Raw genomic sequence first — 20,084 nt, 5'->3', positions numbered from 1 at the left:
CCGTCGCGCGCTCCGGACCGCGTCGGTCACACCGCGCGTCGGCCCGGTTCCCGCCCCGCCGGCGCGACTCGCCGGTCGGCACTCGCCGGGTCGCGTCCGACTCGCCGCCGCTTATAAGCTCTCGACCCGAATCGGGCGTATGGACGGAGACGCCACCGTCGTCGGCGGCGGGCTCGCCGGGCTCGTCGCGGCGACCCGGCTCGCCGAGGCGGGCGCGGACGTGACGCTGTACGAGCGACGGCCCGATGTCGGCGGACGCGTGCGGACCGAGACCGTCGACGGGTTCACTATCGACCGCGGCTTTCAGGTGCTGTTCACGAGCTACCCGGCGGTCGCGGCCGAGCTCGACGCCGACGCCCTCGACGTCCGGCGCTTCGCTCCCGGCGCGACGATCTGCCGGCCGGGATCGCGGTCGACCCTCTCGGACCCCCTCCGCGATCCCCGCGGGGCGATCCCCTCGCTCTTGAACGACGAGGTCTCGTTTTCGGACAAGCTCCGGACGCTCGCGCTCCGGTACGACCTCTCGAAGCGGGACGAGGGCGACTTCTTCGCCGGGCGGGACGACTCCATCCGCGAGTACCTCCGCGATTGGGGCTTCGCGGACGACTACGTGACCAACTTCGTCGAGCCCTTCTACGGCGGGATCACGCTCGACCGGAGCCTCTCCACCTCGAAGCAGGTGTTCGAGTACACGTTCCGCGCGATGGGCCGCGGCGCCATCGGCGTCCCCGCCGAGGGCATGACGGCGATCCCCGAGACGCTCGCCGCCCGCGCCCGCGAGGCGGGCGTGACGATCGAGACCGGCGAGGACGTCGAATCGGTCCGAACTGCGGGCCAGGGGCGGATCCCGTTCCGCACGGGACGCGCCGACGCCGAGGGGGCCACCGTCGAGCTCGCGGACGGCTCGACGCGGGAGACGGACGCGGTCGTCGTCGCCGCCACTCCGCCGGAGGCCCGGCGGCTGACCGGCGTCGAGTCGATCCCCACCGAGGCCGTTCCCAACGTCACCGGCTGGTACGCGCTCCCCGCGGGCGAGTCGTTCGAGACCGGGAAGCGGATCCTGCTCAACGCGGCCGACGAATCGCCCAACGCCGTGATACCGATGTCGGAGGTCGCCCCCGAGTACGCCCCCGACGACCGCGCGCTGCTCGCGGCGACGTTCCTCGGCGAGGCGTCGCTGGACCGCCCCGCCGACGCGCTCCGGGACGACGTCCGCGACGCCTTGGAAGCGTGGTACCCCGACCGCGGGTTCGACGGGCTAGAGACGCTCGACGTCCACCGGATCCGGTTCGCGCAGTTCGCGCAGCCGCCCGGCGTCCACGCCGACCTCCCCGACCCCGACGACCCCGAGGGCCCCGTCGTTCTCGCCGGCGACTACACGGCGTGGTCGTCGATCCAGGGCGCGCTGGAGAGCGGCCGAACGGCGGCCGCGGCCGCGGGCGACTATTTATAAGTAGCGTCGCGCTCCGCAGCGCCTACTCCTCTCGGTGGAACGACCCCTCGCCGTGCTCGTCGATCGCCGCGAGCAACTCGTCGCGCTGGCGGCGGATCTCGGGCGGGAGGTCGGCGTACGCGTGGTCGAACATGTCGGTCGGATCGGCCTCGATCGACTCCGCGACGTCGATCGCGTCGGCGACGACGTCGTCGGCCTCCTCGCGGATCGCCGCGACGCCCTCGTCGTCGATCCGCCCGGTCTCCCGCAGGAACGCCTCCATGCGGTCGAGCGGGTCGAGCGCGCGCCACGGATCGACGTCGTCGGGGTCGCGGTAGGCGGTCGGGTCGTCGGCGGTGGTATGCGCGCCGAATCGGTACTCGACGAACTCGATCAGGGCGGGGCGGGGGGTGTCGGCGGACGCGTCCGCCGGTCCCTCGCCCCCGGCCCGGGCGCGCTCGGCCGCCTCCCGCGTGACGACGTAGCTCGCGAGCGGGTCCATCCCGTCGACCCGGACGCCGTCGAACCCGTAGGCGGTCGCCTTCTCGGCGAAGGTTTCGCTCGCGGTCTGGCGCGATTGGGGGATCGAGATCGCCCACCCGTTGTTGTGACAGCAGAAGAGCGTCGGCGTGTCGAAGACGCCCGCGAAGTTCATCGCCTCGTGGAAGTCGCCCTCGCTGGTCGCGCCGTCCCCGAAGTGCGCGACCGAGACCCGGTCCTCGTCGCGGTAGTCGAACGCCCACGCGGCGCCGACCGCGTGCGGCAGGTGCGCTCCGATGCCGATGTTCAGCGGGAACACGTTGCCGTCGGCGATCGCCTCGGTCCCGGACTCGTGACCCATCCAGTAGGGGAGGTACTCGGAGAGCAGGTCGCGGACGACGACCGCGCCGTGCTCGCGGTACTGGTAGCTTATCAGGTCGCGGTCGGCGAGCGCGTGGGTCGACCCGACCGCCGACCCCTCCTGTCCCGCGCAGGGCGCGTACGTCCCGATCCGCCCCTGCCGCTGGAGGCTGACCGCCCGCTCGTCGAAGCGGCGCGTGACGACCAGATCGCGGTAGATCGCGCGGAACCGCTCGTCGGAGAGGTCCGGGACCGCCGCGTCCGGCAGGGGACTGCCGTCCGGCCCGAGCAGCCTGAAAACGTCGGCGTCGGCGAGCGGGTCGGTCGCGGAATCGGGGGAGCCGGCGGCGTCGGCGCCGTTCTCGTCCATGACCGATCGGTGTGCGCGCCGGTCACAAGGAGTTAGCGGTCGCGGCGGCGTCCGACCGCTCCCGGCTGCGCCGGCGGACGTACGTGATCGGGAGACCGACGAGGACGCCCGCGACGGCGACCATGCCGAGCACGAACCCGATGAGCAGCGGCACGGGGCCGGCCGTGAGCATCTCCGGGCTCCAGACGAGCGCGAACCGAGCCGTCCAGAGGGCCCCGGTGACGAGCGCGGTGAGCAGCCCGAACGCGGCCCCGCGCGGGTAGGTGAGGCTCCCCGGTCGCTCGACGAGCGCCCACCAGACGACCGCGCCGACGACGAGCGCCGGCGTCGCGAGAAGCGGCATCGAGAACGCGGTCGGGAGGCCGATCACCTCCGCGAAGAGGCCGAGCGCGTCGGAGAGCACGAACGCCGTGAGGGTCGCACAGCCGAACGCGTAGACGCCGGCGAGCAGCGCCCACCGCTGCGACGACGGGAGTCCCGCTTCGGTCCGGAGAGAGTCGTCCATACTCGTACGTCGTGGAAGCGAACCAAAACGGTTCCCGTAACTGAAACGCCGAATTGAGCCTCCTCCGCGGCGGCTCCCCCGACCGTCGGGCGGACTGCCGCCTCGGCTCATTCGACCGCGATCTCCAGCTCGAACGGGTACGCCCCGTGTTCCTCCGGCGTCTGGTCCGGGACGCCCCAGGAGACGCGGAACAGGCCGCGGCTGACGTACGAGCCCTCGGGGAGCGCCTCGGGGACCGCGTACGTCGCGGCCATCTCGTCGCCCGCGTCGAGCGACTCCAGCGACTCGCCGTCGCTGCGACTCGGCCGCGGCCCCTCGATGCCCTCGGTCTCGACGATATCTAGCTCCGTCCGCTCCCCGTCGTGAACCACCCAGAGGGCGCTCGGCAGCGCGCCCCGGCTCGTGAACGTGTACGGTCCCTCAGCGTCGCCGTCGGCGTTCTCGGGCGCCGGCGCGACCGTGAGGGTGAACCCCCGGTCGGGGGCCTCGCTCGCCGCGCTCTCGCTCGCCGCGACCGAGACCGACACCGGGAGTCGGTCGTACCGCGGCTCTCCGACGATAATGTCGTACACGGTCCCGTCGAGCCGGTAATACGGCGGCTCGTCGTACGCCGCGGCGACGTCCCCGTAGGCGTCCGGCACCTCGTCGGCGAAGTACTGACTGCGATCGGGAGTCGTCAACGCCGGCTCCCGGTGCGACGACGCCAGCGCGCGCTCGAAGAGCGACACCACCTCGCCGTCGAGCGCCGACTCGTCGACTACCGGCCGGTCCCACATGTCTCTCTCGGTCAGTTCGCGCGCCGTGATCGCGTACGGCGGCTCCTCGTTCTCGACGGTCGTCTCGATCCGGGAGACGCCGCGTCCGTCCTCCAGGTAGTCGTACTCGTCGAGGAACGCGGCGACGGCGTCCGGGCGGACGCACCGGCGGTACTCCCCGCGGGCCGCGTTCGGACCGTACGCCGTCAAGGCGGTAACGAACGTCTCGACGGCCTCGGAGCCGAGATCGTCGCGCCGCCCCGCCTCCCGGAGGACGCGGTCCTCGTCGTCCCCCTCGGCCTCCTCGTCGACGAGCTCCGCGGTGAACGTCGGAAGCCTCGGGTCGAACGCGTAGCGCGTCCCGTCCAGCTCGACGTACGGCCTGAGCTCGCCGCGGTCGTACACGCGGAACTCGTCGACCGCGGCCAGCAGCGCGTCGCTCGGGTCGTCGGTCTCGAACCGCCCGTCGCGGGCCTCGGCGAGGGGGTCGCGCAGCGCGGCCGGGACCTCGGATTCGGGGACGACGTGCGCCGGGTCGATCCCGCGGCTCGGCGACGGCTCGTACGCGGTGACGACGTGCGACACCGTTCGGAGCTCGACGGCGAGGGACGCGCCGGACTCGTCACCGCCGGACGATCGCTCCCCGTCGGCCGCCGCCGACCCGTCGTCGGTCCCGTTCGGCGTCTGACCAACGCCCGGATCAGCTCCGGCACACCCGGAGAGCGCGGCGACGGATCCGCCGATCGCGGAGAGGAGGGCTCTGCGGTCCATACTCGGGGGCTCCACAACGATCGATAAAAATCTTCTGCGGGTCGGGCCTGCGCTCGGCAGTCGGCTCCCGACTCAGGGGGTGATCACGGCGCGCCCGTCGATCTCGCGGTGTTCGAGCTTCTCGGCGACCGTGTTCACGTCGCCGAGGTCGTACCGACTCGTGTGGAGGTCGACGTCGCCCTGCTCGACGAGCGCGACCAGCTCCTGGAGCTCGGCGTACCGACCGACGATGTTGCCGACGAAGGAGAACTCGCCGTTCACCAGGGCCTGCGACGGCTCGTGGACGTGCCCGCCGTAGCCGATGATGTGGTGGTCGCCGCCGCCGGCGGTGATGTCGGGCGCGTAGCCCGTCGTCACGTCCGCGCCGACGAAGTCGAGCACCTGCGCGGCGCCCGTGCCGTCGGTGATCCCCTCGATCTCCGCCGGAACGTCCGACTCGGAGGGGTTTATCAGGTGGTCGGCCCCGTAGCCGTCGGCCAGGTCCAGCGCCGACTGCTTGAGGTCGACGGCGGTGATCTGGGCCGCGCTCATCGCGCTCAGACACTGGAGTCCGATGTGGCCCAGCCCCCCGACCCCGATGACGACCGCGTGGTCGCCCGGGTTGAGGTCGGCGACCGCCTTCTTCGCCGCGTGATACGCCGTGATTCCGGCGTCGGCGTGGGGCGCGATGTCGATCGGTTCGACGCCGGACGGGAGCGGGATCACCGAGCGCTCGCTGGTGTGCAGGTACTCGGCGAAGCCGCCGTCGTGGGTGAGGCCGTTGAACGCGCTGTTCTCGCAGTGCATCGTCTCGCCGAGGCGGCAGGGGCGGCAGGTGCCGCAGGTCTGGACCGGGTGGCAGATCACCGGGTCGCCCTCGGAGACGATCTCGACGTCCTCGCCCGTCTCGACGACGGTGCCCGCGTTCTCGTGGCCCAGGGTCAGCGGGAGCTCCTGCGGGACGTACTCCGTCCACATCCCCTCGATGATGTGGTTGTCCGTCTGGCACCAGCCGGCGCCCTCGACCTCGACGATCACATCGCTCGCGCCCGTCGCGTGCGGTCGGTCTACCTCGTCGATCGCGAGTCCCTCGCTCATGTCGTCGGTGTACTCGTGGAGTCTGGCTGCTTGCATGTGACATATTATCTCGCAGCCCCGTCATAAACGTTCGTTACGGTGAGATCTTCGGCTTCGGATGGAACCGAATCGTCTGAATACTCCCGCGTCGATAAAAGCGTTCACAACAGCTCGCGGAACTCTCCCAGCGGCGGGAATCGGAGCGACCCCTCCGCATCGCTCGCGTCGGGGTCCACCACGACCGGCGCCAGCCGGTCCGCGTCGGTGACGAGCGGGGAGTCGAACGCCCCCGTTCGCATGTCGTTGACCGCCACGCCCGGGGCGAGCCGGGTGAAGGCGGGCAGGACGAGGAGGTCGACCCCGCGGTAGACGCCCTCGCCGTCGAGGAAACAGGGCCGGCGGTCGCCCTCGATCTCGATCGTCGGGTGGACGTGACCGATCACGTACCGGTCGGCCGCCGTCGACGGCGCCTCGTGGCCGTGGCAGACGACGGTGCGCGGGGGACCGTCGCCATCGTCGCTCTCGATCTCGTTCCCGCTCCCGCTCTCCCCGTGCCGGGCCGGACCGAGAAGGTACTCCTCGTGAATCGGGTCGTCCCACGCGTTCGCGAGGGCGGTGTCGTGGTTGCCGGCGACGAGTTCGAGGGCGGCGCCGCTCGCCTCGCAGGCGTCGCGGAGCGCCTCCAGCGTCCCGAGGCTCCGGTCGGTGACGCGGTCGAACGTGTGGACGACGTCGCCCGCGACGACGACGGCGGCGGGGTCGAACCGAGCGAGGTGTCCCCGGAGCCGATCGACGAGGTCCTCCCGCTCGCCGATCGGGAGCGACACCGCGGAGGCCTCTCCGCGGCCGACGTGGAGGTCGGCCACGACGAGCGCGTCGTGGCGGTCGAGGTAGGCCGCGCGCTCGCCGAACGCGGTCCCGGTCATCGATCGCCCCCGGTCATCGATCGCTCCCCGTCACCGGTCGCCCCCCGTCACCGACCGAAGCCCGCCGGGGAATCGGCACGATCGGTCCGGGCGGCGGGACGGCCCCGGCCGGCCTCCTCGCCCGCGCCGCCGGCGTGGTTGCGGGCGGTCGCGTACGCCTCGCGGACGCGGCGGAACGACTCCTCGTCGCCGCCTTGGTCGGGGTGCGTCTCCTTGACCCGCTCGCGGTAGGCCCGTTTCACCTCGTCTGCGTCGGCGTCGCGGGCGACGTCGAGCTCCGCGAACGCCGCCGCCACCGGGTCGCGGCCGCCGCGTTCGACCGACGGGTCCGGCCCCCAGTCCGGCTCGATAACGTCGAACGGGAGGCGGCGACCGAGCCCCCGACCCGGCATCTCGTGCTCGCAGAGGACGGTGTAGACGCCCTCTCCCTCCAGCCGGAAGTAGTCGTGCGCGTCGAACGTGATTGCGACGCCGCGCTCGGGGAGGTAGAAGGGGACGGCCACCTCGCCGAGCGGGTGGTCCTCGCGGAACCGCTCGTCGATGGCCGTCAGGTACTCGCGGATCTCCCGGCGTCGTCGTTCGTCGCCCGCGGCGGTCTCGCCGTCGCCGGCCGCGGCGACGCTCGGGGCGACGAACCGGTTCCCGAGGTAGAAGGCGACCGCCGCGAAGGCGGAGGCGATCCCGCCGAGCGCGACTCCGAGGAGGATCCACGGCGGCACCGCGCTGATGAGCTCGACGACCACGATCCAGATAACGGCTCGTCGCCTATCAACCCCTCGCCGGGATCGCGAGGGGTCGGCGAGGGGTCGGCGAGCGGCGCGCTACGGGCGAGAGCCGACTACCGACAAAAGGAGCGCCGGCGTCAGAGGATCCCCTTCGCCTCGAGGCCGTCGAGGATGTCGTCGACGAGCGCTTCGGGGGTCTCGTAGGGGAACTCCTGTTCGCTGCCCAGCTTCGCGGCCATCTCCATCGCCGTGAGGCTCACGTCGCCGGCCTCGAACTTCGTGGCCGGACCGTTCGGGAGCGCCGGGACGAGGTCCATCTGGTTCTCGACGGGGAAGTCGGCGCCGCCGAAGGCGTCGAGGAACTGTTCGCGGAGTTCCGATCTGACGTCACTCATACTCTCCCATCCCGCGAGCCACCGCAAAAGCGTTGCGGAACAACGATAAACGAGTTTGAGGTTCTCGAACGACGACGCGGCGCCGACGAACCGTCGGCGGCCCGCTCCGGAGAACGCCGACTGTCGTGCCGGAACCTCTCCACCTTTGTCGCTGGGCGCCAACCGTCGCGCATGTCGTTCGACTTCGACTTCGAGCTGTTACGAGAGCTGACCGAGGCCCGCGGTGTTCCGGGATACGAGGACGACGTCCGCGAGATCGTCCGCCGCGAGCTCGCCGACACCGCCGACCGGGTCCGCACCGACGCGATGGGGAACGTCGTCGGCACCGTCGAGGGCGACTCGGACTACTCGGTCGCGGTCGCGGCCCACATGGACGAGATCGGCTTCATGGTCCGGCACGTCACCGACGAGGGGTTCGTGCAGGTCGACCCGCTCGGCGGGTTCGACGCCCGCGTGCTCCGCGCCCAGCGCGTCACCGTGCACGGCGAGGAGGACCTCACCGGCGTCATCGGCTCCGTGCCGCCCCACACGCTCACGGAGGAGCAGACGGAGAAGGACGACGAGGTCTCGGACGTGTACATCGACCTCGGCCGCGACGGCGAGGACGTGGCCGAGCTCGTCGGCGTCGGCGACCTGGTCACGCTCGACCAGACGACGACGCGGATGGGTGACCGGGTGACCGGCAAGGCGCTCGACGACCGGATCTGCGTGTTCGCGATGCTGGAGGCCGCCCGCCGGACCGACGACCCCGACGTGACGATCCACTTCGCGGCGACCGTACAGGAGGAGGTGGGGCTCCGAGGCGCGAATGCGCTCGGCGTCGACATCGATCCGGATCTCGCCGTCGCCCTCGACGTCACCGTCGCCAACGACGTCCCCCAGATCGGGGAGCCGGCCGACGCCGTCACCGAGCTGGGCGAGGGGACCGCGATCAAGCTCAAGGACTCCTCGGTGATCACCAGCCCGAAGGTCCACGGCCGACTGACCGACGTGGCCGAGGCGGAGGGGATCGACCACCAGCACGAGGTGTTGCCCGCGGGCGGCACCGACACCGCCGGCTTCCAGAACACCGCCGGCGCGAAGCCCGTCGGGGCCATCTCGATCCCGACGCGCTACCTCCACACCGTCACCGAGACCGCCGACGGCGACGACGTCGCGGCGACGATCGACCTGTTGACGGCGTTCCTCGACTCCGAGACGGGCAAGCACGACTACACGCTATAAATATAAACAATTCCGCGGCGGCGCGCACCTGCGAGCGCCCGTCGGGCGCGAGCAGCGTGCGCGAGGGAGTCGGTCGTCCGGAGCAACGCGGAGGACGACCGACGAGGCTGGGGAGGCGCGAGGCGCGGTTGCGGTGCGGTTGGGGTGGGACTCAAAGGGGCAGTCGGCTCCGGGAAGACGGGCGACGCAAGCAGCGTGGCGCGTAGCGCCACGGGCAGCCGGCGGCTTCGCCGCCGGCGACACCGCAAGGAGCGAGTGAAACGAGCGACTGAGGAGCGCAGCGAACCCCTCGACCGGAGCCGACTGGGGCTTTGGAGGCGTTCGTCGCGCAGTCAGCGTTTTATAAGCAAGCGGCCGAATCTCTGTCCCCACTCGCTGTCCCGACCGGACGACCGATCCAACCCTCTCAATCGTTCCATCGCCGGACCGCTTATTACGCGCCGCCCGAACGTCTCTGCGTGGACGAACTCGTCGTGAGCACCGAGGTGTACGCCGACGTCGAGGAGGTGTACGAGTTCCTGCTCGACTTCCCGGGGTACGCCCGCTACTCGAAGTACCTCGACGACGTGCGGACGATCGAGGGCGACGGTGGCCCCGGAACCCGCTACGCGCTCCGGTTCGCGTGGTGGAAGATCACCTACACGGCCCACTCGCGGGTGACGGGCGTCGAGCCGCCGGAGCGGATCGACTGGGAGATCACGAAAGATATCGACGCCGGCGGGCGCTGGCGCGTGACATCGACGGGGCCGGACCCCGAGTCCGACGGCGACGCCGAGACCGACGCCGCCGACTCGCCGGTCTGCGAGGTCGCGCTCGAAGTCGAGTTCGACCCCGGGTCGGCCAGCCCGGACGCGCTCGACCTCCCGCGGCTCGTCTCCTTCGACTGGGTGGTCAAGAAGGCGGTCCCGCTCATCCGTACCGAGGCCGAGCGCGTCGTCCAGCGCGCCGTCCGCGACCTAGAGGGGTCGACCCGGAACGTCGACCTCGACGTGTACGTCGACTCCGAACGGATCTGAGGAGCGGGCGGTCCGCGTGCGACGCGGTGTCCCCGCCGTCGCCGAGTCGAAGGCCTTAATATATCCAGCGGGGAACGATGGAACGCGTACGAGGGCTCGTAGATCAGTGGTAGATCATCCCCCTGGCACGGGGAAGGCCCGGGGTTCAAATCCCCGCGAGTCCACTCCTTCACTCCCTTCGGTCGTTCAGTCGTTCCCTCGCGTGGTCCCGTTCGTTTCACTCACGGGACCCCCGCGAGTCCATGTTTTTGCGCCGCGAGCAACACCGCGAGCGGCGCGACACTGCAACGAGCCGGGATTTGAACCCTGCCAGTCGCGCGCAGCGAACGGAGTGAGCGAGCACGTCTGGCTCCGGTTCAAAATCCCCGCGAGTCCACTCGACTNNCGGGACCCCCGCGAGTCCGTCCGTGTTCGTTGTTCCGCCAGCGACGCTACTCTAATCGCGGTTCGAATTCCGTCACGCGCCGCTGACCCACCGCAACACCTCGCTCTGACGGTCGAGGAGGGTTCCGAGGTGGTCGGTCTCGGAGGTCGCGAGCCCCGCGTCGGTCTCATCCGCGAACGCTCGCACCGCCGATAGCGGCGCGTTCTCGTCGCGGGTCCCGTGCCAGGCGCGGACGGTGGCCGACGGCCGGTCCAGGCCGGCCCACTCGTCGCCGAACCACCGGTTCTCCCGGGCGACGGCCTTCGCTCCCGGCCGCAGGGCCTCGCGGAAGTCGTCGGCGACCGCCCGCGAGACGGCCTCCGACACCGAGCGGTCGGTGTACTGACCGACGACCGCCTCGGGGCCGGCCACAGACGCGTACGCGCCCGACAGCCGGAAGAGGACGCGGACGGCGAGGGGGATCCGCGACAGCTTGACGAGGCCGACATCGGACGGGGGCACGACGCTGCTGACAAGCCCGACGCGATCGACCCGCTCGTCCGCCGCGGCCGCGAGCGCGAACGGGCCGCCGCCGGAAAAGCCCACGACCCCGGCGTCGTCGACCGACTCCGCGTCGAGGAGCGCCCCTAAGTCTCCCCGCCAGTCGCGCCACTCCCAGCCGACCGGCGGCGCCGACGAACGCCCGTAGCCCGGTCGGTCCGGAACGAGGAGGCGAACGCCCTCCCCGGCCGCGGCCTCGGAGAGGAGCGCCGCGAACAGCCGCGACCCCGGGGTTCCGTGGTGCGCGACGACCGGCGTCCCGCCCTCGTCTCCGCCGACGGCGTAGGCGAGCGTCCGGCCGTCCGAGAGCGTGCACGTCTCCGTGGCGAGCCCGCGGGGTCGACTCGCCTGCTGTATGTTCCGTTGCACGCGTCGCCCTTCCGCGCCGTCCGGCATAACGGGTCGGGATTCCCAAACCGCTCTTTTAGTCTCCGCCTCCCACGGGGCCGGCGACTGACGTGGGTGTTACCGCGGATTGATGCGGGACGCTCCCGTGGATCACTGCATGTCGACGCACGAGGTCACGGCGGACCGCCCGGACGGCCTGCTGCACGCGACCGGCAGGGACTTCTGACGGCGCGATGGGTCTCAGAGAAGCGATTCTGGAGTTCCTGGCGTGCGACGAGGCGTCCGCCCGGAGCGCGTTCCGCGACCTCCTCGGCCATCGCCCCGACGCCACCGACGGCAGCGACGCCTCCGCGAGGCGCGGGCTCGACCCGCACCGGCTCCCGCGGACGCGTTCGGAGGCGGCCCTGCCCGCCGCGATCGCCGACTCGGACGACCTCACCGACCGCGGTCGGCGCCTGATCGAGCGCGTTCGGCTCCTCGACGACGCGCCGCTCGGCGTCACGCTCTGCGGGCCGGCGTACCGCGACACCCCGATCCTGTACGCGAACCGGACGACTCGCGAGCTCACCGGCTACTCGCTCGCGGCGCTCCGCGGGCGCAACCCGCGGCTGTTACAGGGGCCGAAAACGAGTGACCCGGCCGTCGCCGACCTCCGCGAGGCGGTGTCGATCTGGGAGCCGGTGACGGTCGAGCTGTGGAACCACCGGCGCGACGGCACCCCGTTCCTGAATCGCGTCTCGCTCCGGCCCCTCCCGGGCGACGACGGGACGATCACGCACTGGGTCGCCGTGCAAGAGGCGGTCGACGGGAGCGGCGCAGGGCGCTGAGCTCCCGAACGCCCCTACCGGAGCGTCGAGGTCGGCACGACCGACGGCAACACCCCGCCGCCGGCGTCCTCGATCACGGCCTCGGCGACGTGTTCGCCGCTGAGCAGACACATCGGCATCCCGATCCCGGGGTTCGTGTACGCGCCGACGTAGTAGAGCCCCTCGACGCCCGGGGCGCGATGCGCCGGCCGGAGCGGCCCGGTCTGCCCGAGCGTGTGCGAGAGCGCGAGCGCGGTGCCCCGGGGCGCGTTGAAGCGCTCGCGGAAGTCGGAGACGCAGGCGGTCTCCTCGAACACCACCCGGTCGCGGAAGTCGACGCCGGCGTGCTCGGCCAGATCGTCGAGCACCAGCTCGCGGAAGCGCTCGCGGGTCTCCGGGTCGTCGTCGAGTCCGGGCGCCAGCGGGACGAGGGCGAACACCGCCTCGCGGCCCTCGGGCGCCGCCTCCGGGTCCGTCTTCGAGGGGACGTGGACGTAGTACGCCGGGTCGTCGGGCCACGCCGGGTCGTCGAAGATCTTCTCGAAGTGGGGGCGCCAGTCGGTCGGCAACACGAGCGCGTGGTGGTCGAGGTCGACGTCGCCCTCGACGCCGAAGTACATGAGGAACGCCGAGGGGGCGTACGTCCGCGACTCCCAGTACGCCTCGCGGCGCGCGTGCTCGTCGGAGAGGAGGTCGCGCTCGACGTGCGGCGGCGCCGCGTTCGCGACCACGCGGTCGAACCGGCCGGTCGCCCCGGGAGTCTCCACGTCGAACTTCGGTCCCACCGCCGCGACCGAGGGGTCGATGGCGCGCACCGGCGTCCCCGTGCGGATCTCGGCGCCGAGGTCGGTCGCGAGCGCCGCCATCCCGTCGACGACGCTCGCGATGCCCCCGGTCGGGTGATAGACGCCGAGGTTCATGTCGACGTGGCTCATCAGCGTGTAGATCGCCGGCGTGTTGTACGGCGACCCGCCGAGGAAGACGAGCTTGTACTCGGCGATCTGCCGCAGCTTCTCGTGGTCGAAGTAGTCGCCGACGTAGTCGTCCATCGTCCGGAGCTTCGGGAGCGCGCGCCCCGACCGCAACACGTCCGTATCGACCATGTCCCGGAGCCGCGAGCGGCTCGGGTAGACGAACCGGTCCATCCCGAGGTCGTACGCCTCCGCGGCGTCGTCGAGGTACGCGTCGAGCCGGTCGCCGGCGCCCGCCTCGTACGACTCGAACAGCGCCTTCTGCCCCTCCCGGTCCGCGGGCATCGTCGCGCGGTCGCCGTCCTTCCAGACGACCTCGTAGAGGGGGTCCAGCTCGGTCAGCTCGTAGAACTCCTCGGTCGACCGGCCGAAGTGACCGAAGAAGCGGTCGAACACCTCCGGCATGAGGTACCACGAGGGACCGGTGTCGATCCGGAAGCCGTCGCGCTCGATCCGGCCGGCGTACCCCCCCGGATGCTCGTTGCGCTCGAACACCGTCACGTCCGCGCCGGCGTCGGCGAGGTACGCGGCGGCGGAGAGGCCGCCGAACCCCGCGCCGACCACGGCGATCTCCTCGCCGGCGAGGCGCTCGTCGTCGCGTGAACGAGGGCTCATCGCGAGGCCGTACGGTCTCCGAGGGATTCACTGCCCCGCCATACTATGTGGGCCTTTTACCCCGACCGCGGCCCCCTCACGACTCGCCCTCCGGTGGGGTCCGGTCCTGCAGTCGTCGGGCGGCGAGCGCGAAGAGCCCCGTTACGACCAGGTAGAGCCGCCAGCCGGCGTTCGCGACCGGGAATATCCGTTCGACCGGTTCCTCGATCGCCTCGTCGGGATCGCGCGGCTGGACGGGGTTGTTGATATGGACGGTCTCCGTGGTCCCCGTGGTCCCCGCGTCGACCGTGCGCGCCCCGGTCTCTGAGTCGACGCGGAGGTCGACGAACGTCTGGACGAACCCGTCCGCGGTCGAGAACAGGATCTCCCCCTCGAGCCGGAGGAACCGATCGCGGAGCGGCCACAGGTAGTTCACGCCGTCGAGGTGCACCCAGTCGAGCGCCACGTGCGCGAAGACGTGCGCGAACAGCGCGGCCCACGCAACGGCGACCCACCGCGCCGAGAGCCGGTCGCGCGCGAGCGAGGTCTCCCGAGCCCGGGTGTCGTAGTACAACAGGAGCGCGGCGACCCCGGGGATCACGAGCGTGTGGCCGACGGTCCGGTGGGCGCCCGACATGAACGGGCCGAGGAAGCTGTCGACCTCCGGGGCGACGAGGACGAGGAGCAGGACCGCGATCGCCCGCCGATCGAACCGGTCGTCGAGCAGCCCGGCGGCGAGCAGCACCGCGAACCCGGCGTGGACCACCGTCGAGACCATCTATCGGGTCACCTCCGGATCGCCTCCGGGTCGTCGTCGGTCTCCCACCGGAACCGAACCGCCAGCAGCGCGCCCGCGGCGGCGACGACGACCAGCTGCCAGCCGGTCCGGACGAGGTGTAGTTCGCGCTCGGCGCCCGGCGAGAGCCCCGGGCGGCCGTCGGGGTTCGCGAACGTCGGGATCGCGTACGACTCCGTCGTGCCGAGCGCCTCCAGCGGGAGGATCCCAGGGCCCCCGCCCCCGAGCGTGACGAACGTCTGGACGACGCCGTCCTCCGTCGAGAGGAGGAACCCCCCGCTGACGAGGTAGTAGGCGTCGTCCAGCGGATACAGCAGGTTCACCCCCTCGCTGCCGAACAGGTCCGGACCGACGCCGGCGACGAGGAACGCCGCGAGCGCGACCCACGCGACCCGGACGCCCCGTCGCCCCGCCCGCTCGCGGAGCCGGGAGGCGTCCCGCAGTTCGGTGTCCCAGTAGAGGGCGACGCCGGCCGCGAGCGGGAGCCAGACGGCGTGGAGGAGGGCGTTCGTCGCGCCCGGGACCGCGAGGCTCGCGACCGCGTCGAGGTCCGGGAGCACCGCGGCGACGACGATGACCGCGACCGAGCGCCGGTCGAACGCGGCGCCGAGCAGGGCGGCCGCGAGCAGCGCGCCGAACGCGGCGTTGACCAACGTCGGTGCCATATCCGCTTTGACGAGCCCAGCCGAATAAGTCGCTCGGGGAGCCGTCCCCGGATCAGCGGGCGTCGCCGTCGCGGTCGGCGGGAGCGGGGTCGTCGACGAAGTCGAAGTCGCCGGAGGCGTCGGCCTCGTCGTCGCCCGTGTCACCGTTGCCGGCGGTCCCGTGGCCGCCTGTGTCACCGTTGCCGGCGGTCCCGTGGCCGCCCGTGTCACCGTCGTCGTCCGTGTCACCGTCGCCGTCGCCGTTGCCCCCGTCGCTCCCGCCCTCGTCGCCGCTCACCGATACCGCCGGAAGCGGCTCGGACGGCTCGGGGCGACCGAGCAGCGCGAGGGCCATCCGCCGAGCGACGTACGCCGCGAGGTTCGCGAGATGGAGCGCGAGGAGGACGCCGGCGACGCCGAGCGGGAGCGCGACCAGCGCCTCCGGCAGGGTGTCGATCGCCCACGTCACCGGCTCGCCGTTGACCTCGCCGAAATCGGCCGTGTACGGGTACCGAAGCGGCGCGGCGACCAGCGGCAGCGCGCTCGCGAGCAGGACGAGGGGAACGAACGCGAGCAGGCTCACCCAGAACTTCAACGAGAGGAACCCGAGCCCCCGCCACGTCGACGGCGCGTCCACGTACTTCCTGGCGCCCGCGAGCGCGCCGTCCGCGGCGGCGAGGTCGTCCGGGCGCAGTAGGTGGGTCCCGAGCAGCGCGTTCGCGAGCCGCCGCTCCAGTCCCGCGGCGAGCCGGGCGCCGATCAGCGTCGCGAACAGGACCACCAGCCCGACGAGCGCGACCGACAGGGCCAGGCCGAACGCGACCCCGAAGGTGAAGACCGCCGAGTAGACGAACCCGAGCGGGACGGCGAGCAGGAGGTACAACAGGTGCCTGTACGTGCGGCCGTCGGCGACGACGCCGACGACGGGGAGCTCGGAGGGGTGACGGAGGGAGACCATACGCGGTCGAAACCGGTTCCCCTGTCGACATAAATCGGTCGCTCCCGGCGTCGTGTGGCGGTCTCAAGCGCCGCTACGGGGCGGAGCGGCCACGGACGTCGCCGCGTCGCTCTCAGCCGACGAAGAAGTCGATGGCGTTCCCCTTCGACTGTCCCTTGTACAGCTCCGAGTAGCCGCAGTTCGCGCAGGAGACCACGACGAACGAGCGGTTCTGCACGTCGAACATCTTGGTGAGGCCGGTGCCGCTCGTCGCGATCTCGTCCGTCTCGGTCTCCTCGCTCCCGCACTTCGGACAGCCGTCGTCGCGGCCGCCGAGATCGACGGTTTCCGGATCGGTCCGCGTCTCATCGTCGGGCGTTCCCGACGCGTCGGCCGAGTCGTTGCCGAAGACGGAGTACTCCACGTCGTCGTCGTTTTCGGAGGGCATCAGCCCTACCTGCACGCGCGACCGACAAACCTCTTGTGGGGGTGTGCGACGCCGGCGACGTCTCTCTCGATCGCGACGTCCCTCGCGACCGCGACGCCTACTCGTCGATCTCGTCGACGAGTCCGTCGGCCACGCCGACGTACCCCGCGGGCGTCAGCGCCTGTAGCTCCCGGCGCACGTCCTCGTCGACGTCGAGGTCGGCGAACAGATCGCGGAAGTCGTCGAGCGTCACCGACCGGCCGCGCGTCAGCTCCTTCACCCGCTCGTAGGCGTCGGTGTCGCCCTCGCGTCGGAGGATCGTTTGGACGGCCTCGCCGATCACCTCGGGGGTCGCCGCCAGCTCCTCGCCCATCACCGCTTCGTTCGGGACGACCTTCGCGAGCCCGTTCCCGGCCTTCCCGTAGCCGATGAGACAGTGCGCGAGCGCGGCGCCGACGTTGCGCTTGACGGTGGAGTCCGAGAGGTCGCGCTGGAGCCGCGAGCCAGTCACGTAGTCCGCGAGGAAGGTGAGGTCGCCGTTCGCCTTCGACAGGTTCCCCTCGCTGTTCTCGAAGTCGATCGGGTTCACCTTGTGCGGCATCGTCGAGGAGCCGGTCTCCCCCTCGACGGTCCGCTGGCCGAGGTACCGGTCGGAGACGTACAGCCACGCGTCCAGGTCCAGGTCGAGGAGCACGTTGTTGACGCCGCGGAGCGCGTCGAACAGCGCCGCGAGGTCGTCGCAGGGGTTCACCTGCGTGGCGAGCGGCGTGTGTTCCAAGTCGAGCCCGCGCACGAACGACTCGGAGAACGCCCGCCAGTCGACGTCGGGGTAGGCGGCGTCGTGAGCGGCGTACGTGCCCGAGGCGCCGGCCAGCTTCCCGGAGAGGTCCCCGTTCGCGACGACGACGCGGCCGAGCGCGCGCCCGAGCCGAGAGGCGTACACCGCCATCTCCTTGCCGAACGTGGTCGGCGTCGCGGGCTGGCCGTGGGTGCGGGCGAGCATCGGCGTCCCGCGGTGCTCCTGGGCGAGGTCGACCAAGGCGTCTCGGACCTCCCGGATCGCGGGCACGAGCACCTCGCTCACCGCGGGCTTGAGCAGGAGCCGGTGCGCGAGGTTGTTAACGTCCTCGCTGGTGAGCCCGAAGTGGACCCACGGGTACAGCGCCTCCGCGTCGTCGACCGCCCCGGAGTCGTCCGCCTCGTCCAGCCGGACGCGCAGGAAGTACTCGACCGCCTTCACGTCGTGGTTGGTCGCGGCGTACCCCTCGGCGCCCTCGACTTCGAGCGCCTTGATCAGGCGCGCGTCCTCGGCGGAGAACGACTCGTAGACGTCGCGGAGCGCCGCCTCGGCGTCGTCATCGAGCGCGATCGGCGTCTCGTCGAGCGCGGCGAGCTCGATCAGGTACTCGACCTCGACGCGGGTCCGGGCGCGCATCAGCGCGGCCTCGCTGGCGTACGGCGACAGCGGCGCGGTCCGCGAGGCGTATCGCCCGTCGAGCGGCGAGACTGCCGCGAGGGGGTCCGACCGCGACAGGCCCGAGATGGCGTGGTCCGTCATGTCCGCGACTGCCCCCGGAGCCAGCAAAAACGTGTCGATGGCGTGGCGCACGGACGTGGATAGGTGAGCCCACTTTTCGCGACCGGTCGGGCGATCCTATCCGCAAACGTGGATACTCTGGCGCCCCGGACCGCAATCGATATACGCGATCGGTCGGACCACTCGCGTATGAAGTTCGCCGGACTCGCGAGCAACCGGGGGCGGAACCTCAGACACATCGCCGACGCCGCGCCGGGCGGCGCGGAGCTGTCGGTCGTCCTGACGAACCGGGAGCAGGCGCCCGTGTTGGAGGCCGCGACGGAGCGCCGGATCCCGACCGAGGTCGTCGAGCGCGAGGGGGAGGAGTCGCGCGCGTCCCACGAGCGACGAATCTTAGACCGGCTCGCCGACTACGACTTCGACCTCGTCTGCCTCGACGGGTACATGCGCGTGCTCACCGACGAGTTCCTCGACGCGGCGCCGACGACGCTGAACGTCCACCCCTCGCTGCTCCCGGCGTTCCCCGGGATGGACGCCCACGAGCAGGTGCTGGACGCGGGCGTTCGGACAACGGGGTGTACCGTCCACGTCGTCACCGAGGCGATCGACGACGGCCCGATCGTCACCCAGGAGCCGGTCCCCGTCTACGGCGACGACGACGCCGACTCGCTGAAGGACCGGGTGCTCCGCGACGCGGAGTTCACGGCGTACCCGCGGGCGGTCCGGTGGTTCGCCGAGGACCGCGTGACGGTGGAGCGCGAGGGCAGCGACGCCGTCGGCGTGACCGTCGAGGGCGACGCCGGCGGCGACTTCCCGGAGCGTCGGTTCGCCTCCGAGGAGCGCGCCGCGACGCTCCGATACGGCGAGAACCCGCACCAGGACGCCGCGCTCTACGCGGACGACGGCTGCGAGGAGGCGAGCGTCGTCGGCGCCGACCGGCTGAACCCCGGTTCGAAGGGGATGGGGTACAACAACTACAACGACGCCGACGCCGCCCTGAACCTCGTGAAGGAGTTCGACGACCCCGCCGCCGCCGTGATCAAGCACACGAATCCCGCCGGCTGCGCGACGAGCGACGAGCTCGCGGACGCGTACGACCGCGCGCTCCGGACCGACGCGAAGTCGGCGTTCGGCGGCATCGTCGCCCTGAACCGCGAGTGCGACGCCGACACCGCGACCGCGGTCGCCGACTCGTTCAAGGAAGTCGTCGTCGCGCCCGGCTACACCGACAGCGCGCTCGACGTGCTCCGGGAGAAGGGGAACCTCCGCGTGCTCGACGTCGGCCCGCTAGGCGAGGGCGACGACCGCTTCGCCGAGCGGTTCACGGAGAAGCCGATCGTCGGCGGCCGCCTCGTGCAGGAGCGGGACCGCCAGTCGCCGACCGGCGCGGACCTAGAGGTGGTCACCGAGCGTGAACCCACCGACGAGCAGTTGGAGACGATGGTCTTCGCCTGGAAGACGCTCAAGCACGTCAAGTCGAACGGGGTCCTGTTCGCGACCGGCACCGAGACGGTCGGCGTCGGGATGGGGCAGGTGTCGCGCGTCGACGCCGTGACGCTGGCGGCGATGAAGGCCGAGAAGGACGCCGAGGGCAAGTCCGCCGCGGGCGCCGTGATGGCCTCGGACGCCTTCTTCCCGTTCCCGGACGCCATCGAGGAGGCCGCCGAGGCCGGGATCGGGGCCGTGATCCAGCCCGGCGGCTCCGTCAACGACGAGGACGTGATCGCCGCCGCCGACGAGCACGACATGGCGATGGCGTTCACCGGGTCGCGCTGCTTCCGCCACGACTGACCGGTGAGCGACGGCGAGGATTACTTATAAAAGACGGATGCGGTCGGCGCGCCTGCGAGCGGCCGCCACCGGCGGCCGCGAGCCAGCCCGCGAGGGACGCGGTGAGCGCTCGCAGAGCGCGAACCGCGAGGCTGGGGAGGTGTGAGGTGCGGTTGCGGTGCGGGCGGGGTGGGACTCAAAGGGGCAGCCGCGAGGACGAAGCACGGCGCAGTAAGCACCGCAGCGAAGGAGTGTCAGCGACTGAGCGAGGAGCGCAACAAGCCGCGCGAGTCGTCGCGGCTGGGGCTTTGGAG

General features: G+C 71.5%; 19 protein-coding genes and 1 tRNA gene. 6 read left to right on the top strand and 14 right to left on the bottom strand.

All coding sequences use genetic code 11. The features are described 5' to 3' along the window. Positions 1–139 precede the first annotated feature (139 nt). Positions 140–1,453, top strand: a complete 1,314-nt coding sequence (locus tag DJ74_RS04965; protein ID WP_094526541.1) for an NAD(P)/FAD-dependent oxidoreductase — start codon at positions 140–142, stop codon at positions 1,451–1,453. Positions 1,454–1,475: 22 nt separating this feature from the next. Here DJ74_RS04965 and DJ74_RS04960 read toward each other — a convergent pair whose 3' ends face one another. The 7 genes from DJ74_RS04960 to DJ74_RS04930 form a co-directional block, all read right to left on the bottom strand. Next, a complete protein-coding gene (locus DJ74_RS04960; RefSeq protein WP_094526540.1) occupies positions 1,476–2,642 on the bottom strand; it encodes a thiamine pyrophosphate-dependent dehydrogenase E1 component subunit alpha in 1,167 nt (388 codons plus the stop codon). A gap of 22 nt (positions 2,643–2,664) precedes the next feature. Beyond that, positions 2,665–3,147: a hypothetical protein gene (locus DJ74_RS04955; protein WP_094526539.1), complete on the bottom strand. Its 483-nt coding sequence runs from the start codon at positions 3,145–3,147 to the stop codon at positions 2,665–2,667. Positions 3,148–3,254: 107 nt separating this feature from the next. Beyond that, entirely contained in the window at positions 3,255–4,673 is a 1,419-nt protein-coding gene (locus tag DJ74_RS04950; RefSeq protein ID WP_094526538.1) for a hypothetical protein, read from the bottom strand. Positions 4,674–4,745: 72 nt separating this feature from the next. Continuing rightward, positions 4,746–5,786: an NAD(P)-dependent alcohol dehydrogenase gene (locus tag DJ74_RS04945; RefSeq protein WP_094526537.1), complete on the bottom strand. Its 1,041-nt coding sequence runs from the start codon at positions 5,784–5,786 to the stop codon at positions 4,746–4,748. Between the two features lie 104 nt (positions 5,787–5,890). Further along, positions 5,891–6,655, bottom strand: a complete 765-nt coding sequence (locus DJ74_RS04940; protein ID WP_094526536.1) for a metallophosphoesterase — start codon at positions 6,653–6,655, stop codon at positions 5,891–5,893. 47 nt (positions 6,656–6,702) lie between these two features. Continuing rightward, positions 6,703–7,398, bottom strand: a complete 696-nt coding sequence (locus DJ74_RS04935) for a J domain-containing protein (RefSeq protein ID WP_094526535.1) — start codon at positions 7,396–7,398, stop codon at positions 6,703–6,705. Between the two features lie 119 nt (positions 7,399–7,517). Continuing rightward, on the bottom strand, positions 7,518–7,775 hold the full coding sequence (locus tag DJ74_RS04930) for an MTH865 family protein (protein ID WP_094524577.1): 258 nt from the start codon (positions 7,773–7,775) through the stop codon (positions 7,518–7,520). Positions 7,776–7,946: 171 nt separating this feature from the next. Here DJ74_RS04930 and DJ74_RS04925 point away from each other — a divergent pair, with 171 nt between their 5' ends. From DJ74_RS04925 to DJ74_RS04915, 3 genes are all read left to right on the top strand, one after another. Beyond that, the gene (locus tag DJ74_RS04925; RefSeq protein ID WP_094526534.1) at positions 7,947–8,999 is read left to right on the top strand and encodes a M42 family metallopeptidase; all 1,053 of its coding nucleotides are present in this window, start codon (positions 7,947–7,949) and stop codon (positions 8,997–8,999) included. 458 nt (positions 9,000–9,457) lie between these two features. Beyond that, entirely contained in the window at positions 9,458–10,015 is a 558-nt protein-coding gene (locus DJ74_RS04920) for an SRPBCC family protein (protein WP_094524575.1), read from the top strand. A 92-nt stretch (positions 10,016–10,107) separates the two neighbouring features. Then, positions 10,108–10,179 (top strand) — tRNA-Ala (locus DJ74_RS04915). 293 nt (positions 10,180–10,472) lie between these two features. On the opposite strand, the gene DJ74_RS04910 is transcribed toward DJ74_RS04915, so the two are convergent. After that, positions 10,473–11,309, bottom strand: coding sequence for an alpha/beta hydrolase (locus DJ74_RS04910; RefSeq protein WP_254922140.1), 837 nt, complete (start codon positions 11,307–11,309; stop codon positions 10,473–10,475). Positions 11,310–11,521: 212 nt separating this feature from the next. Here DJ74_RS04910 and DJ74_RS04905 point away from each other — a divergent pair, with 212 nt between their 5' ends. Then, positions 11,522–12,115: a PAS domain-containing protein gene (locus tag DJ74_RS04905; protein ID WP_094524574.1), complete on the top strand. Its 594-nt coding sequence runs from the start codon at positions 11,522–11,524 to the stop codon at positions 12,113–12,115. A gap of 14 nt (positions 12,116–12,129) precedes the next feature. Here DJ74_RS04905 and DJ74_RS04900 read toward each other — a convergent pair whose 3' ends face one another. From DJ74_RS04900 to purB, 6 genes are all read right to left on the bottom strand, one after another. Continuing rightward, positions 12,130–13,680 (bottom strand): NAD(P)/FAD-dependent oxidoreductase, encoded by a 1,551-nt coding sequence (locus DJ74_RS04900; RefSeq protein ID WP_094524573.1) that lies wholly within the window; start codon positions 13,678–13,680, stop codon positions 12,130–12,132. 76 nt (positions 13,681–13,756) lie between these two features. Continuing rightward, positions 13,757–14,437: a metal-dependent hydrolase gene (locus DJ74_RS04895; protein ID WP_094526532.1), complete on the bottom strand. Its 681-nt coding sequence runs from the start codon at positions 14,435–14,437 to the stop codon at positions 13,757–13,759. An 8-nt stretch (positions 14,438–14,445) separates the two neighbouring features. After that, positions 14,446–15,120 (bottom strand): hypothetical protein, encoded by a 675-nt coding sequence (locus DJ74_RS04890; protein ID WP_094526531.1) that lies wholly within the window; start codon positions 15,118–15,120, stop codon positions 14,446–14,448. 52 nt (positions 15,121–15,172) lie between these two features. Next, a complete protein-coding gene (locus DJ74_RS04885; RefSeq protein WP_094526530.1) occupies positions 15,173–16,057 on the bottom strand; it encodes a sensor domain-containing protein in 885 nt (294 codons plus the stop codon). 112 nt (positions 16,058–16,169) lie between these two features. Then, entirely contained in the window at positions 16,170–16,484 is a 315-nt protein-coding gene (locus tag DJ74_RS04880) for a zinc ribbon domain-containing protein (protein ID WP_094526529.1), read from the bottom strand. Positions 16,485–16,581: 97 nt separating this feature from the next. Then, on the bottom strand, positions 16,582–18,021 hold the full coding sequence (purB, locus tag DJ74_RS04875; protein WP_094526528.1) for an adenylosuccinate lyase: 1,440 nt from the start codon (positions 18,019–18,021) through the stop codon (positions 16,582–16,584). Positions 18,022–18,189: 168 nt separating this feature from the next. Between purB and purN the strand changes: the two genes are divergently transcribed. Next, positions 18,190–19,791 carry a phosphoribosylglycinamide formyltransferase gene (gene purN, locus DJ74_RS04870; protein WP_094526527.1) on the top strand — a complete coding sequence of 534 codons (1,602 nt, stop codon included), beginning with the start codon at positions 18,190–18,192 and terminating at the stop codon, positions 19,789–19,791. Positions 19,792–20,084 lie beyond the last annotated feature (293 nt).

It is taken from the genome of Halorubrum sp. Ea8 (assembly GCF_002252925.1).
Classification (GTDB): Archaea; Halobacteriota; Halobacteria; order Halobacteriales; family Haloferacaceae; genus Halorubrum.
The sequence above is the reverse complement of the archived record's forward strand: the minus strand, read 5'-3'. Positions and strand labels throughout refer to the sequence as shown.

Coding starts and splice junctions, on each gene's coding strand:
- purB (WP_094526528.1), bottom strand. CDS start 18,021: ATGACGGACCACGCCATCTCGGGCCTGTCGCGGTCGGACCCCCTCGCG.
- DJ74_RS04960 (WP_094526540.1), bottom strand. CDS start 2,642: ATGGACGAGAACGGCGCCGACGCCGCCGGCTCCCCCGATTCCGCGACC.
- DJ74_RS04930 (WP_094524577.1), bottom strand. CDS start 7,775: ATGAGTGACGTCAGATCGGAACTCCGCGAACAGTTCCTCGACGCCTTC.
- DJ74_RS04950 (WP_094526538.1), bottom strand. CDS start 4,673: ATGGACCGCAGAGCCCTCCTCTCCGCGATCGGCGGATCCGTCGCCGCG.
- DJ74_RS04890 (WP_094526531.1), bottom strand. CDS start 15,120: ATGGCACCGACGTTGGTCAACGCCGCGTTCGGCGCGCTGCTCGCGGCC.
- DJ74_RS04965 (WP_094526541.1), top strand. CDS start 140: ATGGACGGAGACGCCACCGTCGTCGGCGGCGGGCTCGCCGGGCTCGTC.
- DJ74_RS04895 (WP_094526532.1), bottom strand. CDS start 14,437: ATGGTCTCGACGGTGGTCCACGCCGGGTTCGCGGTGCTGCTCGCCGCC.
- DJ74_RS04925 (WP_094526534.1), top strand. CDS start 7,947: ATGTCGTTCGACTTCGACTTCGAGCTGTTACGAGAGCTGACCGAGGCC.
- DJ74_RS04955 (WP_094526539.1), bottom strand. CDS start 3,147: ATGGACGACTCTCTCCGGACCGAAGCGGGACTCCCGTCGTCGCAGCGG.
- DJ74_RS04900 (WP_094524573.1), bottom strand. CDS start 13,680: ATGAGCCCTCGTTCACGCGACGACGAGCGCCTCGCCGGCGAGGAGATC.
- DJ74_RS04945 (WP_094526537.1), bottom strand. CDS start 5,786: ATGCAAGCAGCCAGACTCCACGAGTACACCGACGACATGAGCGAGGGA.
- DJ74_RS04885 (WP_094526530.1), bottom strand. CDS start 16,057: ATGGTCTCCCTCCGTCACCCCTCCGAGCTCCCCGTCGTCGGCGTCGTC.
- DJ74_RS04940 (WP_094526536.1), bottom strand. CDS start 6,655: ATGACCGGGACCGCGTTCGGCGAGCGCGCGGCCTACCTCGACCGCCAC.
- purN (WP_094526527.1), top strand. CDS start 18,190: ATGAAGTTCGCCGGACTCGCGAGCAACCGGGGGCGGAACCTCAGACAC.
- DJ74_RS04905 (WP_094524574.1), top strand. CDS start 11,522: ATGGGTCTCAGAGAAGCGATTCTGGAGTTCCTGGCGTGCGACGAGGCG.
- DJ74_RS04880 (WP_094526529.1), bottom strand. CDS start 16,484: ATGCCCTCCGAAAACGACGACGACGTGGAGTACTCCGTCTTCGGCAAC.